Here is a 15,582-nt window from a genome sequence, read left to right on the forward strand (position 1 = left end):
CAAGTTTCTCTGTAGATGCCTCTTTCACAATCTTTAGCGCGTTCAATAGGCAATAGGTGGATACTAAGGCCACAATGGCTTTACCATTCAGGCTGGTTTTTCCCACATATTTTGCTAGAAAAAGTGGTAAGTTAAAGCTCAATAAACAAACATGGTTACAAAACCAAGGATCAATATCATATTACCCATTGTCCTGTCTGGGCTTTTACCTTGGCTAGGCTTACACGCCAGTTCGGGCGGCATAGGACCTGGAGCAATGGAGAGCCTTGGCCCATATTGGAGCTGGTTCACGGGTTCGCTGATCCTCTACATCATGTGGTATTTACTATGGTATACATGGGATCTGACCTCAGGGTACCGGAAGTGGTGGTCAGTATTGCTCCTTGCAGCGTTGGTTGCCCTTGTCTTAGGCGTATTCTATGTTATTCTTTTTCGCAACGTAGAAGCCTTTGATGGATACAATATCCCCCGAATCATTCTTCCATTGATATTGTTTCTGACGATTCAATACGCACTTAGAACACAGCGAGATTTCTCCCGGCTTTCGTTGGAAAAAGAGCAAATTAAAAAGGAAAACTACAAAGTACAGCTCAAAGCCCTCCGCGCACAAATAGATCCACATTTCCTGTTCAACTCGCTCAACACCCTGCGTTCGATGGTAAGGCAGCAGCATTCCAATGCTGAGCAATTTATCATGAGCTTATCGGATTTTTACCGCCATACCCTGAAACATATGGAAGGGCCAACCCTCCCCCTTTCAGAGGAACTTGCTGTATTGCAGTCCTACCTTTTTTTGATGAAAAGCAGAAACGAAGAGGCCGTCTCCATCCACATTAATATTGATCAAACACTGTACGAATGCCACTTGCCACCCTGGCCTTGCAAACGGTGGTCGAAAATTGCTTTAAGCACAACAGCATGAGCTCAAAAAAGCCCCTTCGGATCGAGTGCTGCAATACAGATGACTTTTACATAGTGATCAGCAATAATCTCCAGCCAAAAATCGGGGACACAGACAGCTCAGGCTATGGTCTTGACCTGCTGAGCAAAAGATACGAGCTGTTGAAGATTCCTCAGGGGCTCATTATTGAACAAACACCAGCGCAATTCACCGTCAAAGTTAAGCTGATTAGAAAATGAACGTACTCATCGTAGAAGACGAATCGCATACGGCAGCCCTGCTTAAGGAGATCATCGAGCAGGATACCGACTTCATTGTAACCGAAATGCTGGAATCGGTAGAGGAAGCCGTCCAGTACCTCAGCAGATACCAGCCTAACCTGGACCTGCTCTTCTTCGACATCCAACTGGCGGACGGACAAAGCTTTGAAATATTCAAGCACATTGACGTTGTTACCCCGGTTGTATTCTGTACAGCTTTTGAAGAGTACCCCCTACAGGCCATCAAAAGCAACGGTATTGACTATGTACTAAAGCCGTTTAAAGATGACGAAATCCATAGCGCGCTGCTCAGGTACAAGCAGTTGATTGCTAAACTAAAGCCCCGGCCGGCTTCCCCTATCAACTTCAAAACACCTGCTGACACCCCATTTCAGAGAAGCTTTCTGACCCAGTACCGAGAAAAAACCATCGTTAAAAGAGTGGAGGAGATCGCCTTGTTTTCGGTGGAGCATGAGAATGTATTTTTATACGTTTTCAAGGGGGGAAAATTCCCCTTGTTTAAAAAGCTGGATTACATCGAATCGGTCTGCGACCCCGCTCAATTTTTCAGGATCAACCGGCAGTTATTGATCAATCGGGATGCGATTATTTCCTTTGAGCCCTATTTCAACAGAAAAATCATTCTACAACTTAAACCCGAAATAAAAACGAAGCCTGTTGTCAGCCGGTTAAAAGTGACTGCCTTCAAGGAATGGCTTGAACAATAGCAACGCAGCCCCGCTCACCATGCCCACCGCCCCCAAACACTCCACGTCCTACCCAAAAGCTGTAGTTCATTGCCCAGTACGGCAGTCCGGTTGGGCAGGTTAGGTGCCGGCAGGTCGATGCCATAGAACTGCTGCCGGTAGAGGGTGTTGGGCGCATCGGCAAGGTTGTAGACGGAGGCACCGAAAGTCAGTTCGCTGCCCTTCAGGGGGATAGTGTAGGCGGCGCTGAGGTCCAGCCGGTGATAGGCCGCAATGCGCTGATAGTAATCCGGTGCGCCCTGCTCGCGTTCGTTGCGGAAGCCGTCCAGGGAGGTGTCCAGAAATGGGGCACCGCTGGCGTGGACGTAGGTAGCACTAAATGCCCAGCCATTAACCCGATACTTATGGTACCAGCTCAACTGATGGGGGCGGTCTTCCTGTGTGGGGAACCATTCATTTTGAAAGGCGGCGGGATAACGTTGCAGGGAGCGGCTTAGGGTATAAGACAGCCAGCTGCTGTACCGGTCGCCGGTCTTGCGGATGAGCACTTCTGCCCCGTAGTCCCGGCCGTCTCCGCTGAACAACCGGAATTCCCGGTTGCGGGGGCCAGGGTCGCCTGCAGTGCCCAGCCCACTGATCAGAGCAGCATGCTGCAGGCTGCCTTCGGTGTATTTGAAAAACCCGCCGACTTCCCAGCTTAGGACGCCCCCTGTAAACTGCAGCCCAACGGTAGCCTGATTGGCATGGGCAACGGGCACTGCGGCTTCATTCGCCAGTTCCCAAACGGCTACGCTGCGCCCAAAGCGGTTCTCATGGTAGTAGCGCCGCAGAAACTGATGGTAACGGCTCAGGGAGGCATTGACCGACCATTGGTCTGACCACCGGTAGCGGGCGCGCAGTCGGGGAGACAAATAGGGTTGCTGTGTACGGTCGTACCAGGTCAGATGGCTCGCCCAGCTCCAGTCCCAGGGGCCCGATTCGTACTGACCGCCAGCGTAAAGCGCATACTGTGTCCCGGAAGATTCACGGGACCGAATGGGCAGATCGTCGTTTTCCAAATCAAGGGTGGTGGCGTTATGCTCCATTCGGTAGCCCAGCTTGTAGGTGGCCCCGGATTGGGGTTGCCAGGTGTTTTTCCAGTTGAGGTGCAGCCCGGTCAGGTCGTTGTACCGCAGATTATCGGTGCCAAATGCACGGACCGTATCCTCCAGCACCCTCCGAAAACTGGTAGTGGTACGCTCGGCCTCTTCGTACCGGCTCCCGCCAATGGTCAGTGCAGATGACCAGCGATCGTCCCATTCGTGCTGTAGCCTGCCACTCCAGGCCTGATTTTGCCAGGTGGAATTTTCGGCCACGAGGCTTTGGCTGAGGATGACCTCTTCGCGTAAGCGTTGCCGGAAATCAAAGCCGTACTCGTAATCATAGGTATCGCTGCTGCTGAAAGCGTTGGCTTCCAGGGTGGTCTTTTCGGACACCTGCCACCGCCATTTCACAAACGCATCATGAAACTGAAAAGCGGGCTGCACTCTGATCAGCCGGTCCAAAAGGGGCGATTCATCCTCTCTGCCGGGCAGGTCCAGCTGCTGGCTGAAGGCCTGAAAGAGGCTTGAAGTGCCCAGGTTGCTATGGGTCATGCGCCCGCCGCCTGTAAGGCTCATCCGGTCGCCAAGTGGCACCGCTATATTGCCCTGCAGCATCAGGTTGGAAAGGGTGGCGCTGCCTGTCGTTTGATCGGGAAGCTCTCCCGGGCTGGCCATTTCCACAATGCTCGCGGTGCGGCCGCCATATTCTGCCGGGAAACTGTTTTTGTACAAACGCACCGATTCCAACAAATTCCCATCCACACTGCTGAAGATACCGAAGAAGTGGTCGATGTCGTAAAGGATCATCCCATCCCAAACGATGAGGTTTTCATCGGGCATGCCGCCCCGGACCTGCAGCCCGGAGGAAAAATCATTATGCGCGCCTACTCCGGGCAACAGTTGCAATTGCCGGAAAGGGTCCAGTTGACTGCCCAGCCCAGGAAGCTGCATCCCTGGCCGGATAATGTAAAACTGATCACGCCCGTTGGCAGACAAGCCCGGGGGCATTTCCACGACCACGATCTCCGGAATCTGTACCTGAGCTGGTTTTAGGGAAAGGTCGGGCAGCGGTTGCCCCGGCGTGTAGGTGACGCGCTTGCTTTCGTAGCCGATATAGCGCACCTCCAGCACAATCGGCGTATCGACCTCCGGAAGAGCCAGCCGGAAAGTCCCCTGAGTATCCGAACAATCCCCTATCCCCAGTCCCACCCAGTGGATGCTGGCGAAAGGCAACGGCTCCTGCGTAGCTGCATCGCGGATGACACCTGAGAGCAGATTGGGCACTACAAGGTCAGATAGACCAGACGCTTTGGGCCTTACTAAGATCTTGTCTGCTGCCAGCGTGCGGTATTCCATACCCGAGGCCTCAAGCACGCGGTAAAGCGCCTGCACCACGGGCTCCCCTTCCAGCTGTAGGCTAAGGGTATGCGGTGCTACCGCTGCGGCATCGTAGGCGATAGAGAGGCCATACTTCTGTTCAAAAACCTGAAAAACTTCCGACAGTGGCTGGTCCCGGAAGTCCTCCGTTACCCGTTGCTGCGCAATGAGCGCGACCGGTAGGAGGGATAGCCACAAAACACACAGCCAAAGCCGTTTTTGCATACAATCATTTACGATTTATCCGAAATAATGACCTTCCCACCATTCAACTCAAAAGCCAGGCCCATCGGCCAGCAGATGGCCTCGAGGGCAGCATTCAGGTCGCCGCTTTCAAAGAAACCAGTGTATTCCCGGCTAGCCAGGTCTTTCGGCAGCTTCACCTTCACTTCAAACTGCCGCTCCAGTTCCGCGAATACCAACTGTAGGCTTGTGGCCTCAAAGTAGTGCATGCCCTCGCGCCAGGCGGCTTCCTTGTCCTTGTCAAAAGTATCTGTATTCAGCACATTGCCCATCGCGACTATTCTTTCGCCAGGCGCAAGCATTTGTGATCGGCTGCCAGCGGAAACATATACGGAGCCGGTGTAACAAGCTGCTGCAAAACGCCCCTTCCTGGCCTCCACGTTAAAGCTTGTACCCAACACACGGACCGTACCGTAGGGTGTTTTTACAATAAAGGGCGTCCCTTTCTTCACTTCAAAAAAGCCTTCGCCATTCAATTCGACGTGCCGGGCACGCAGCCACTCCTGAGGCTCGTAGGAGATGGAGGACTGTGCATTGAGCGTCACCGTTGAACCATCGGGCAGTTCATAGATGTCCTGGTCAGCAGTAGTAGTCACGAGTCGTATTTCCGGAGGCTCGGGCAAGGCCCACCAGCCTGCCAGTATCAACAGCGTAGCCACGACGGCCGCCAGTATACTCATCCGCCGACGCTGCCAGAGGGGCACCACCTTAGCTTCGTCCTGGGTGGCGCGATCAATTGTGGACCATAACTTATCCACCTGCGCTTGCGTGGGCTCCTGTGTGTCAAATTCCATTGCTAGCACCAGCTCCCGGGCTTTTTCGACTTCCGGCTTCGCTTCCGGGTGCTCGTTCAGCCATTCTGACCAATCGGCATCATGGTCGCCCCGGCGCACCCAGTGGATGAAGTCCGTCTCCTGGGCCAGGGCCACTGCATCGTAATTGACGTATTGTGCTTTCATGTTTTTTAGTTTTGTCCGAACAGTTCGTCCAGATAAGCAGCCCGGTTGGCATTCCGGTAGTTGTACCGGCAGCTGCCATCCCCACTCTGCATCATACTAAGGCAAAAGCCCGCCGCATCCTTGGCGTCGTCGTGCGCCCGGCCCAGGTAACAGTGCCCCAGCTCGTGGAAAATCAGGTGCTCCCGCTCCAGGTCATCGGCAGCCGACCAGGTCGTAGCCCTGATTTCAATGATGCTGATGCCCGAAGTGTACTGGGTACACAAACCCACCTGCCCGGCAGCCAGTTCATCCGAAAAAACGGCACCAATCTGCTCGTTAGTCAGCTGAATATCCAGCCCCCGCAGCGCCCCTTCGACTTCAAAGCGTTCAAAGTAAGGCTGAAAGGCCGCATCCACAGTGATTGCAGGCGTTGCCTCCTCCGCTCTTTGACAGCCGGCCAGCACCGATAAAAATACGATAATTGCAGGGATTCGCTTCATGACAGTCTTTCAGTTTGTAAAATAAGGCATGCAGGAGGGGAGTTGTACTCAAAAAACGGAGGTTTTTTTACTTTTTTCTCATCGGGTCCAGTAAGCCAAGCCATTGCCGGGGCATTCACCCGGTGTGCTGGGTCTGGTCAGAGGGCATACATGCTATGCGAGGAGCCATAAACTTCTGTCGGGGAGCTTTCCTTCCGGTTCTTTCTCCCGGGCAAAGCTGGGTCAGAGCTCCTGGAAAAGCCACGGATTAAGCTCCACACCAGCGTAGCGGAAGCGTTCACTCCCTCGACAACACCCACTTCACCCGCAACCCCTCACCCCGGTCATCCGGGATCAGGCGAAGCAGAATATTGGGGCCGCTGAGCCCTTCTTCAATTTGCTCCAAAGCAGCACGGTTGAGGTCGCGGCGGAACAGGTTCGCCATGGGGATTTCCAGAAGCATATCCGTTCGCCTCTGGTCGCTTAGGTCGTACTGGCCCGAAACGGCGAAAGTCAGCACAGAAGAGCGGACTTCCATACGCTCAATGCCCAGCAGCTGCCCATTGAGCTGAAAACGGTTCTCCAGGGTAGCAAAGTCGATGTGGCTGAGGTCACGGCGGGCAAAGAGCAGGTTGCGTACAGAATCCAAAGCAGGCAGCTCCAGGAGGGCCCCATCGGTGAGGTGGAGGTCGAAGTGCCCCCGCAGGCTGTTGGTATCCAATTCGTAATTGGCATTGGCCCGAGCTTGGAATTTTATGCCGGCCGTGAGCTTTCCCTCAAGGTTTTGATGCCGAAGTGCCGACTGCCCGAAGTTGTCAAAAGCACGGAAGGCTTTGCGAACATCGGTGTTTTGAAGGTCGGCCTGCAGGTTGAGTACCGGCGCATTCTCCTCCATACCGGTCACCTCACCGGAAAGCCGGAAGGTGCCGTCTGCCAAATCCATGGTAGCCTCATCGAAGGCGACCCGCCCCTTGCCCATCTCTACCCGCCCGCCTACGGCCCGGGCAAAGAAGTCCCGGTAATTGACGGTATCGAATTGCATACGGAAATCAGCCTCAATGTTTTCCAGCCCGGCATTGACCAACCGGGTGATAACGGTTGGCGACTCGGCTTGTTCTGCCTGTTTGACCTGGAATTTTTCCGGCGCTTTGAACCGGTCCAGGTTGAAACGGGGGCTCTCCACCTCGAAGCTGGCCTTCAGCGTACGGTCGGGCAGGAAAAGGAAAGGCAGAAAGTTGCAGATGGTACCATGCCCGCTGATTTTGTTCTGATTGAGCAGCAGGCCTACCTCTTCCAGGTGCAGATCAGCCCCATCAAAGGAAAACCGGGTGTCTACCGCTTTGAAGTCGTAGCCCCTGGGCACGAAGGTAAATTGCCCGTTGGTAATCTGCCCATGCCCTTTGAGGTCCGCCTTCAGGAGCGCCTCCTGCACATCCACATGCCGGTGGGGCTGCCCGGCGTAGTCGAATTGCACACTCGCCCGCCCGCCCCGGAAACGGAGCTGAGCGGAGGAGAACATGCGGTCCAGCTCTTCAAGTGGCATATCCACCGCTGCCTGAGCCTCAAGGAAGGGGTCGTGCAATTGGGTCAGCCGGGCACGGGCGTGCATGGGCGTATTCCCAAAAAGCTCCGCTTGTACCGTGTCCAATACCACGCAGCTGCCCCCTTCTTCACAAGTCCCGATAAACCGGCTTTCAAAATATACTTTTGACAGCCGGAGGGACTGATACTGCAGGGTGTCTGTCCGGACCCAAAGCGATCCTTCTATGCGTTGCAGCGCGCGCGCAATGGTGCGCCCAACGGTGTTGCCTTCCTCCTGCACGTCCGGATTCTGCCTGATAAAATTAAAAGCATTGAGGTCTATCCCCCGGCTGTCTACCTCAAGTTTGGCGCGCAGGCGGGGGGTGTTTTCACCAAATACAAAGGGCAGTACATCATCGATTCGGCCTCTGACCTGCCCCTGGTTGCCATTGACATTTACCTGCAGGGAATCCAGGTAAACGTGAGACGCATCAAAGTGAATACCAGCGCTAACGCCCCTGAATTGATAGCTTTGTGGCAAATAGTCAAAGGCGGCATCCTGAAGCTGAACCCGCCCCTTAAGGCCAGCTTGCAGTACGGCCTGATTGAGGCTGCCGTAACTGCGCAGGCTGCCTAGGTAGGATAATTGTAACTGATAGCGGCCTTCTTTCAGATATAGCAGCTTAGAAGGCATCAGTGGCTGCAAAGCATTCAGAGGTGCCTCAGCATTTAAATCAAATTGCAGTTGGGGTTCTCCCAGGTTATGCAATCGTGCCGTACCCGTCAGGGGTACCGAACCGAAAGCCGTCAGCCGAAGACTTGTAACTTCTACACAAGCCTGCCCATCCGTGCAGTTCCGTTTCAGGTTGGCATCAAAAGCGACATCGGTTGCCCGAAGCTTTCGGTACTTCAATGCCTGGGCTTGTACCCGTACGGCCCCTTCCAATTGGGAGGATAGCTGCCGGATGGTCTGCCCCAGCCTTTGCCCCGGTGCAGCGTTTTGCTTTTTCGTTGCCGGCCGATCATCAGATTGTGCTGAAATCCAGGCTTCCAGATCAACAGTGGAGAGTTCCAGGTCCATATCGGCCCAAAGGCGGGCGGGCTTTTGAAATGCCAATCTTAACAAATCCCGTACCCGGCCCGAGAAAGCCACTTCCTGATCGTCAAACATCAGCGTGCCATTTGTGAGGTGCAAATCCCGGGAATCAAACCGGAAGCTGGTCTGCAGTCCCTCAACCGGCGTATCGAGGGACCGATGCCAGAAAGCCGCTTTCCGCAATTCCCCATACCCCCTGAGCCACACCTTTGGGTTCGCCACGGTGGAATCCATCAGAGCGGTGGCGTTGCCTTCCAGCTCAAAGCCCAGCTCCAGATGCCCGGCTTTGATGTCCCAGCCAGGGTCTGATAAATAGGGCTTAAGGCGCTGTAGTGGTGTGTTCATACCGCCGGTCAGGGTGATTTCTGGGGACTGCAGGTTATGGTTAAAATAAGAGAACTGCACCGGGAGCTGACCGAACAGAAGCGCAGAATCGACTTCCACCCTCAGGCAGCCGGTTTGGGGTGTGATGAGGCGGGCCGTATCACAGTCATTCTGAAAATGAGCGCGCAGTTGCACTTCCGTAAAATCCATTTCGGCGGCTGAAAGCGTCAGGTCGCGGGCATCAATGCGGACATCCAAAGGTGTCGGCTGCCCCGGAATGGTAGGCCCGTGAACAATAACTTCCACCGGCAGGTCGCCCTGAATGTCAAACCGCTCTGTCGCCTTCCGTATATTTTGGGCGACAATTTGCTGCCCATCGCCCAAACTGATGCCGGGCGTTCGGATTTCGAGGTGCAGCAAACCCGGCTTTCCAGGCTCAAGATAGCCCTGCACCTGTAGGTCATTATCCAAAACTGACACTCGGGAGGCTTCCATCAGGTGTAAACGGCGACTGACAAGGGGAACTCCCACTTTTAGGTCAAGATCAACCGCTTGATTTTCTAAAAATGGCCCGTTGCGGGGCTTAAAGGTAAGACCATGAGCAAAAGCCCTGCCTTGCAAATGTGCGAGCAGCAGCGTGTCTTGCTGTTCAAAATCCAGGGTACTTTCTTCCAGCACAAAGCGATGCTGCTTGTGCAGGCTATCATCTTCGTAGCTGAAAAACACGCCATTCAGGCTCAGGTCGTTCAGCTGCTGAAAAGTCCTCATTTGCGCACTGTCCAGCAGAGGGCCGGACGGGGATTTTTGCTTAAGAAAGTCCAGGTTGGTGTACCCGGAAGTATCCTTGTACAGCTGAATGCGGGCACTGTCTACGCTAACGGAGCGGACTTCCACTTGCTGCTGCAACAGGGACCAGGGGCGGAAAACGAGGTCAAGTTCCCGGATCCGGAGCAGCTCCCGGCGGTGCTGATCGAAAGCGGTGTCCCGCAGGGTTAGGTTGTAGAGGGATAGAGAGAGAAAAGGAAAGTGATCAAAATATCGGAACTGATAGTGATCAAAGTCGGTCTGAACGCCCAGTTCCTGTTCGGACACCTGCTGAATGATGCGTGGCACCCGTTCCTGATCAGACACAGCGAGGTAGTACACCAGCCCCGTGAAGAGCAGGAACAATACCACACTACTCCCCAGGAAGACCAGGAAGTAGTGCAGTACAGTGCGTGTGCTTCGGGATACCGGCATACAACGTTTTTTGAGCTAGAAAAGAAGGCTCAGAATATAAACGCAGAATAGCCGCTATTTGCTCGGTAAGACTACAGAAGCTTGTGGGTTAGCCTCAAATACTTACTCCATTTCGATCAGCAGGTGGTTTTTCTCCACTGCTTCACCTTTAGAGACATTGACTTTTTTGACCACGCCTGTGCCCGGAGCCTTGATGACATTCTCCATCTTCATCGCTTCCAGTATCAGCAGAGGGGTGCCTTCTTCGACTTCCTGCCCGGCTTCCACGCTCACTTCCAGGACCAGGCCCGGCATAGGTGCGTTGATGTCTTTCACGACCTGATGCGTGACCACGGACAACCCCAGCCGTTTCACCAGCTGATCGTATTCATCTTCGAGTTTGACTTCGTAAATGACGCCGTTGATCTTCAGTTCGAAAACTTTTTCGTTGTAGTTCGTGCTCAGTACTTCTGCATTATAAGACAGGTTGTCCTGAATAATGTGGAAGTTGCCGTCTGCGGTAGGGATGAGATCCAGTTCACCGTTGATTTCGTCAAAGGTGTGTTTTTCATTGACGGTGGCGCGGAAGGTTTTGCCGTTGACCATATTTCTTGTTTGTTGGTTTTAGTTATTCTTTTTGGTCTGTTTGTGTGTTCAATCGGCCTAATTTCATCATAATATAAGTCTCGAATATAGTGTATATCAGGTACATCAGGAAGAAAGGGATGATAAAAAAGCGCGAATCCGGCTGCATAAGTTGATTGTACCCCAAAATGAATAGTATAGCGATAAAAATTTTACCTATAGTGACGCCCAGAGACACATTGGTGAAGTCGTGCTTATTGTCACTAAAGGCAGCTTTGCGGCCGGCGTAATACATCACCACACTCAGCAGCACGAAGATACCGAGGCTGATCCAGGCAATAGGCTGTACATCGGCAAACTGAGGGAAAGTATTGATGCCGAAGGCTGTGGCGGCGGCGATGAGGGTAACGATTGCCAGTTGGAGATAGAAAGCTTTTGCAGTCACTGATCTTTGTTGTTTTGGAAAAGAATGTCCTTAAGGGTAAGGTAAAGCGCTGCAAAGATAGAGAGTAAAGCGAAAAGGACCGTCAGATAGGGGCGTTCGGTTTGCAACCGGGCATCAAGTTTCTGCCCGGCGAACGTCCCTATCAGTATGATAACGCCCATTTGGATAGCCATTCCGGAGTACTTGAGGTAGGCATCCACCTGTTTACGGGGGGCATCTTCACGGTCTTGGTCTTGCTTAGGATTGGGCACCTGCTGCCTTGTTTTCTTTTACGTTGCTGGCGGATTTACGGTCGGCAGTTTTACCATCAGGCTTGGCGCCGGAGCCATTACGCTTGGCAGCACCTGCCCCCATAGAGCAGGTGACGTTAAAGGTTGCGCCAGACTGCACAATCAGCTTCTCTGTAGATACTTCACCGCTGACTACCGCAGATTCACGGACATTCAAGAGCGCACTCACTTCGAGGGAGCCTTCAAATTTGCCTTCTACTACCGCGTTTTGACAGCGGATTTCGCCTTCAACGTAACCCGTAGGCCCGATAATGACTTTGGCATCGCAGACCAGCTTGCCCTTGATCGTGCCATCAATACGGATGTCACTTTCCGACTTTACGGTACCTTCCACAACCGTGCCTTTTACCAGGCTGTTAAGACCGCTTGAGGCCGTTGGTGTGCTGCTGCTTTTCGTGTTGGTTGTTTCTTTTTTATTATTACCTCCGAACATAGTCCTGCTGTTTAAAGCGTGATATAATTAGTTAATGGGATAAAACCGGGGGCAGATGAAGGGTTTATTACAATAGAGTCAACAACGAAGATAACCCGATGACCGGGTTTTGCAAAGCTTTACCAATAAAATCGCCCCAAGCTTAGGCAGCACGGGGCGATTTTACTGGCATGCAAGAGTCAGGCAACTGTCCGGTTAGAAGTTCGGGCAGTATACCCCGCGGCGTTCGATACCGCAGATTTTATACGCCAGGGCGAACTCGAAGCCGCCGTTGGCGTTACTCGCCTCCCGCAGGGGCGATACATTAATATCGTAGCTAAAGCCGAGGCTGAAGTTTTCGTAATCGAAACGGGTGGAGAGAATAGCTGCGTCGTTCAGCACACCGCTCTCGATTTTATTGGAAACGCGTGTCCATAATCCAAATTGGAAAGACTGATTGGAACGGCCATTGCCCAACAGGAATTTAAAGCTTGTACCTGCATTCACCTGGAAAGAAGGCCCCTGACTCATTACTATCACGCCTGGCACCAGGCCAAACCGGCGGCCCATCATAAACTCACCACCTGCGTGGAAAGTAAAGCGGCTGTAGAGCAGGTCCTCGTCATCAGAGTTGAACGACTGATTGGAACGGTTGAGGTGGTGGAAGGCACCGCCAAAATAAAGGCTGTTGTTCTCATCAAAAACGCTGAACCACAACAGACCGGCAGCCAGGTCCGCAAAGATGAAGTTGTCCCGGTCAAAAACCAGTTCTTCACCAGATGGCAGAGAGCCGTTGAACCCACCTGCACCATCGTGTTGCAGCCCCCAGCGCAGCTGAAGGAAGTCGATACTGCGCTGAGCTACCCCCGCTTCAGCCCCAACCACAAGGTAGTTGGCCTGTTTGCGGTAACCGCCCATGCGCTTGCTGTAGGAGGCAGAAAGCTTACCCGTCAGGGTAGAAAAGTTCGCTTCGCCCGCTTCATCGCCCCAGAAAGTACCACCGATACCGAAGTAATCGTAGCGGCCCACGGGGATACGCTGATCGTAAGAAAAGGAATACGTATTGTAAGCATTGGACCTCAGGACACTTGCCCACTGATTGCGGTAGTTGGCAACCATTCGGATATTACAGTTCATCACACCAGTCATAGCCGGGTTCAGATTGAGCGGCGAGAGGTAGAACTGTGAGAAGTGGATATCCTGTGCGCTAACGGAAAGTGCGCCCAGGGCCAGCATACAAGTGACAAGAATCGACTTGAAATTTTTCATACAGGCGGTTATTTGTAAAATTGCTTCAATGAGTCAAAGTGATTGAATCGTAAATCTTGGTGATCGCTTTGTTTAAACTGGTGTTTTCGGTTCCTTAATTCCAGAAGCTGGAGTAGGGCTGTTAAAGCGGCGCTTTTGGGACAACCGCGTAGATGTATTTGCTAATGAATCACAATAATAGCGAATGTTAAGCAAAGGTTGAACATTTTTTCTGTTAAATGACGGCTAACGTCAAAGACCTGTCAGAAAACAGCCAACAATAACCCTAACGTTGATTAATGGCCTTTCCGTTTGGTCAGGGCCTAATTTTCTTCCTCTTTCCGCCATATGGCTCCGTATTTCTCGACCAGCACATTATCGTAATAGTCGGCCCGTTCAAAAAGGTGGCGGAACAATTTCATACCGGTGCTCAGGTTGAGGTAGCGGTCGAAAATCAGCAGCGAGAGCACCACATCCTGGTCTTTGATGCTAAAGGACAGGCCCTCGGTTTCGTAATTTTCGCGCAGCAGAAACTCATAGATGGGCTTGATATCCGTCTTTGGCAGGGCACACAAATAAGCGTCGCCCATAATGAGCCCCGTATCTTCGTGATAGGTAATATTGATCCGGGCGCTGCCCTCAATGATTTCCCAGTTGTTGGGCCCACGGCGGGACAGGCGGACGTCCTGACCGATTTCCACCAGCAATTCCTCAATGCTTTCGGCTACGCCGACAGGCTCGTATACCTCAGCAAAAGAAGGCAGGTATACTTTCGCCCCACAGTGCGGGCAGTACTGATCGTTTTCCACTTCCTGCTCTGCTACCACGTTATCACAGGCTTCACAACGCGCTTTCACCCCGGGCCGGGCTGCCTGATAGTCCGACAGCGCCTGCTTCAGGTAGCGCACTGGCAGGGAAAATCCGATATTGTCCCCCTGTTCCACGCCCAGCGTATTGATCCCGACAATAGTCCCCTGCCGGTCAATCAGCGGACCACCACTATTCCCGGGGTTGAGGGCCGCATCGTGCTGCAGGTAACGCACATTTTCCACCTCCCGGTTGGCATTGGAAATGATGCCCTGCGTAATCGAAAACTCCAGCCCAAAGGGATGCCCGATAGAGACAACTACATCCCCTTCTGTCAGCTCCTCATCATTGCCCAAGGTCACCGATTCGGGCGCCACCTCAAAGGGGTCCTGCATACGCAAAAAAGCCAGATCATACTTGGGGTCGGCGTAGACCACCGTAGCCAGTTGCTTGGGGAGGCGGTCGCCCCGGACCACCACCTCCCGATTGTCCTGCACGATGTGGTTGTTGGTCACCACCAGCTGCTTATCAGGCAGCAGGAAGCCCGTGCCCGTGCTGTACGGCGTGGCAATCTGAATAATGGAGTCCCGGTACCGGTCAATAATCGCTTTCATAGAGTGGTCTGAGCTACACTTCTGCCTGTGAAGGTACAAAATCGCAACAATTGCCCGCTTTTTGGAGTTCCGAATTTTCAAAGCCAATATAACATGCCAGAATTACCGGAAGTCAACGCCAAGAAAAACCACTTCGATCAGGTCGCCCTCCACCAGAAAATAGAGGCCGTCGACCTGATTGATACGAGCTACATCCTCAAGGATATCAGTGGGCCGGCTTTCGCCGAAAAGCTGACGGGCCGCACCTTCACCGGGTCCTACCGGCGGGGCAAGTACTTTTTTGCAGCCTTGGACAATAGCGACCACGTCCTCTTCCACTTTGGCATGAGCGGCCGCTTCCGTTACTACGATGACCCGGCCGATCAACCCAAATACGAGCGCTTTGCCTTTGATTTTGAAGACGGCGGCCGCCTCGGCTTCGACTGCCCGCGCAAACTGGCGCGCATTCATTACGTGAAGGACCTCGACGCCTTTATTGCCAAAAAGAACCTGGGCGAAGATGCCCTTATCCTCAAAGAAGCCGACTTTTTAGAAATGGCCAAAGGACGCAAGGGCACCATCAAAGGCTTCCTGCTCAACCAGAAGTACCTGGCTGGCATGGGCAACCTCTACGTGGATGAGGTGTGCTGGCAGCAGGGCATCCACCCGGCTTCCGTCATGGGCCTGCTGAGTGAAGAAGAGCAGCGGGCGATGTTCCAAAATATGCAGGCCATCCTCCAGAAAGCCGTCGCCCTCGATGCCGTCTACCCGGATTACCCAGAAGAGTGGCTGTGGAACCACCGCGATAAAGGCGGCACCTGCCCCAAAGACGGTACTGAACTGCAGCGCGACAAAGTGGCGGGGCGCTCGACCTATTACTGCCCGCAGTGCCAGGCGTTGCGGAGCTAAGGGTAAAGGTTAAAGGGTTTCAAAGCAGCCTCACCGGGTGCACTAAGTCTAGCCACTGCCGGGGCATTCACCCGGTGTGCTTTTCGTTTTGCCGTAGTCAGCACGCCGGGCGAAGGGAGAGCGCCCGGCGAGGAAGCCAAGCCAAGC

At 53.3% G+C, this 15,582-nt stretch carries 14 protein-coding genes; 4 read left to right on the forward strand and 10 right to left on the reverse strand.

The annotated features are described in order from the left end of the window. Positions 1–151: 151 nt before the first annotated feature. Genes MRY86_RS01585 through MRY86_RS01595 form a run of 3 tightly spaced genes read left to right on the forward strand, consistent with a single transcriptional unit; the run spans position 152 to position 1,889 of the window. Entirely contained in the window at positions 152–922 is a 771-nt protein-coding gene (locus tag MRY86_RS01585; RefSeq protein ID WP_293563452.1) for a histidine kinase, read from the forward strand. Further along, a complete protein-coding gene (locus MRY86_RS01590) occupies positions 919–1,140 on the forward strand; it encodes a hypothetical protein (protein WP_293563453.1) in 222 nt (73 codons plus the stop codon). The genes MRY86_RS01585 and MRY86_RS01590 overlap by 4 nt, the downstream gene beginning before the upstream one ends. Then, the gene (locus MRY86_RS01595; RefSeq protein WP_293563454.1) at positions 1,137–1,889 is read left to right on the forward strand and encodes a LytTR family DNA-binding domain-containing protein; all 753 of its coding nucleotides are present in this window, start codon (positions 1,137–1,139) and stop codon (positions 1,887–1,889) included. Before MRY86_RS01590 ends, MRY86_RS01595 begins: the two co-directional genes overlap by 4 nt. Positions 1,890–1,903: 14 nt before the next feature. On the opposite strand, the gene MRY86_RS01600 is transcribed toward MRY86_RS01595, so the two are convergent. The 10 genes from MRY86_RS01600 to MRY86_RS01645 all read right to left on the reverse strand — a co-directional run bounded on the left by MRY86_RS01600 (position 1,904) and on the right by MRY86_RS01645 (position 14,547). Continuing rightward, positions 1,904–4,552 (reverse strand): TonB-dependent receptor, encoded by a 2,649-nt coding sequence (locus MRY86_RS01600; RefSeq protein WP_293563455.1) that lies wholly within the window; start codon positions 4,550–4,552, stop codon positions 1,904–1,906. An 8-nt stretch (positions 4,553–4,560) separates the two neighbouring features. Then, positions 4,561–5,529: a FecR domain-containing protein gene (locus tag MRY86_RS01605; protein WP_293563456.1), complete on the reverse strand. Its 969-nt coding sequence runs from the start codon at positions 5,527–5,529 to the stop codon at positions 4,561–4,563. Positions 5,530–5,534: 5 nt separating this feature from the next. Then, positions 5,535–6,008 carry a putative metallopeptidase gene (locus tag MRY86_RS01610; protein WP_293563457.1) on the reverse strand — a complete coding sequence of 158 codons (474 nt, stop codon included), beginning with the start codon at positions 6,006–6,008 and terminating at the stop codon, positions 5,535–5,537. A gap of 277 nt (positions 6,009–6,285) precedes the next feature. After that, the gene (locus MRY86_RS01615) at positions 6,286–10,167 is read right to left on the reverse strand and encodes an AsmA family protein (protein ID WP_293563458.1); all 3,882 of its coding nucleotides are present in this window, start codon (positions 10,165–10,167) and stop codon (positions 6,286–6,288) included. 102 nt (positions 10,168–10,269) lie between these two features. Further along, on the reverse strand, positions 10,270–10,752 hold the full coding sequence (locus MRY86_RS01620) for an acetyl-CoA carboxylase biotin carboxyl carrier protein subunit (protein WP_293563459.1): 483 nt from the start codon (positions 10,750–10,752) through the stop codon (positions 10,270–10,272). 22 nt (positions 10,753–10,774) lie between these two features. Then, positions 10,775–11,176: a hypothetical protein gene (locus tag MRY86_RS01625; protein WP_282780773.1), complete on the reverse strand. Its 402-nt coding sequence runs from the start codon at positions 11,174–11,176 to the stop codon at positions 10,775–10,777. Continuing rightward, positions 11,173–11,427: an AtpZ/AtpI family protein gene (locus tag MRY86_RS01630; protein WP_293563460.1), complete on the reverse strand. Its 255-nt coding sequence runs from the start codon at positions 11,425–11,427 to the stop codon at positions 11,173–11,175. The genes MRY86_RS01625 and MRY86_RS01630 overlap by 4 nt, the downstream gene beginning before the upstream one ends. Continuing rightward, positions 11,414–11,899 carry a polymer-forming cytoskeletal protein gene (locus MRY86_RS01635; protein WP_293563461.1) on the reverse strand — a complete coding sequence of 162 codons (486 nt, stop codon included), beginning with the start codon at positions 11,897–11,899 and terminating at the stop codon, positions 11,414–11,416. Before MRY86_RS01635 ends, MRY86_RS01630 begins: the two co-directional genes overlap by 14 nt. A 195-nt stretch (positions 11,900–12,094) precedes the next feature. After that, a complete protein-coding gene (locus tag MRY86_RS01640; RefSeq protein WP_293563462.1) occupies positions 12,095–13,147 on the reverse strand; it encodes a PorP/SprF family type IX secretion system membrane protein in 1,053 nt (350 codons plus the stop codon). A 302-nt stretch (positions 13,148–13,449) separates the two neighbouring features. After that, positions 13,450–14,547 carry a trypsin-like peptidase domain-containing protein gene (locus MRY86_RS01645; protein WP_293563463.1) on the reverse strand — a complete coding sequence of 366 codons (1,098 nt, stop codon included), beginning with the start codon at positions 14,545–14,547 and terminating at the stop codon, positions 13,450–13,452. A 93-nt stretch (positions 14,548–14,640) separates the two neighbouring features. Here MRY86_RS01645 and MRY86_RS01650 point away from each other — a divergent pair, with 93 nt between their 5' ends. Next, positions 14,641–15,435 (forward strand): DNA-formamidopyrimidine glycosylase family protein, encoded by a 795-nt coding sequence (locus tag MRY86_RS01650; RefSeq protein ID WP_293563464.1) that lies wholly within the window; start codon positions 14,641–14,643, stop codon positions 15,433–15,435. The last annotated feature ends 147 nt before the right edge of the window (positions 15,436–15,582 follow it).

Source organism: Phaeodactylibacter sp. (genome assembly GCF_022763345.1).
Classification (GTDB): Bacteria; Bacteroidota; Bacteroidia; order Chitinophagales; family Saprospiraceae; genus Phaeodactylibacter.

Coding starts and splice junctions, on each gene's coding strand:
- MRY86_RS01585 (WP_293563452.1), top strand. CDS start 152: ATGGTTACAAAACCAAGGATCAATATCATATTACCCATTGTCCTGTCT.
- MRY86_RS01590 (WP_293563453.1), top strand. CDS start 919: ATGAGCTCAAAAAAGCCCCTTCGGATCGAGTGCTGCAATACAGATGAC.
- MRY86_RS01595 (WP_293563454.1), top strand. CDS start 1,137: ATGAACGTACTCATCGTAGAAGACGAATCGCATACGGCAGCCCTGCTT.
- MRY86_RS01600 (WP_293563455.1), bottom strand. CDS start 4,552: ATGCAAAAACGGCTTTGGCTGTGTGTTTTGTGGCTATCCCTCCTACCG.
- MRY86_RS01605 (WP_293563456.1), bottom strand. CDS start 5,529: ATGAAAGCACAATACGTCAATTACGATGCAGTGGCCCTGGCCCAGGAG.
- MRY86_RS01610 (WP_293563457.1), bottom strand. CDS start 6,008: ATGAAGCGAATCCCTGCAATTATCGTATTTTTATCGGTGCTGGCCGGC.
- MRY86_RS01615 (WP_293563458.1), bottom strand. CDS start 10,167: ATGCCGGTATCCCGAAGCACACGCACTGTACTGCACTACTTCCTGGTC.
- MRY86_RS01620 (WP_293563459.1), bottom strand. CDS start 10,752: ATGGTCAACGGCAAAACCTTCCGCGCCACCGTCAATGAAAAACACACC.
- MRY86_RS01635 (WP_293563461.1), bottom strand. CDS start 11,899: ATGTTCGGAGGTAATAATAAAAAAGAAACAACCAACACGAAAAGCAGC.
- MRY86_RS01640 (WP_293563462.1), bottom strand. CDS start 13,147: ATGAAAAATTTCAAGTCGATTCTTGTCACTTGTATGCTGGCCCTGGGC.
- MRY86_RS01645 (WP_293563463.1), bottom strand. CDS start 14,547: ATGAAAGCGATTATTGACCGGTACCGGGACTCCATTATTCAGATTGCC.
- MRY86_RS01650 (WP_293563464.1), top strand. CDS start 14,641: ATGCCAGAATTACCGGAAGTCAACGCCAAGAAAAACCACTTCGATCAG.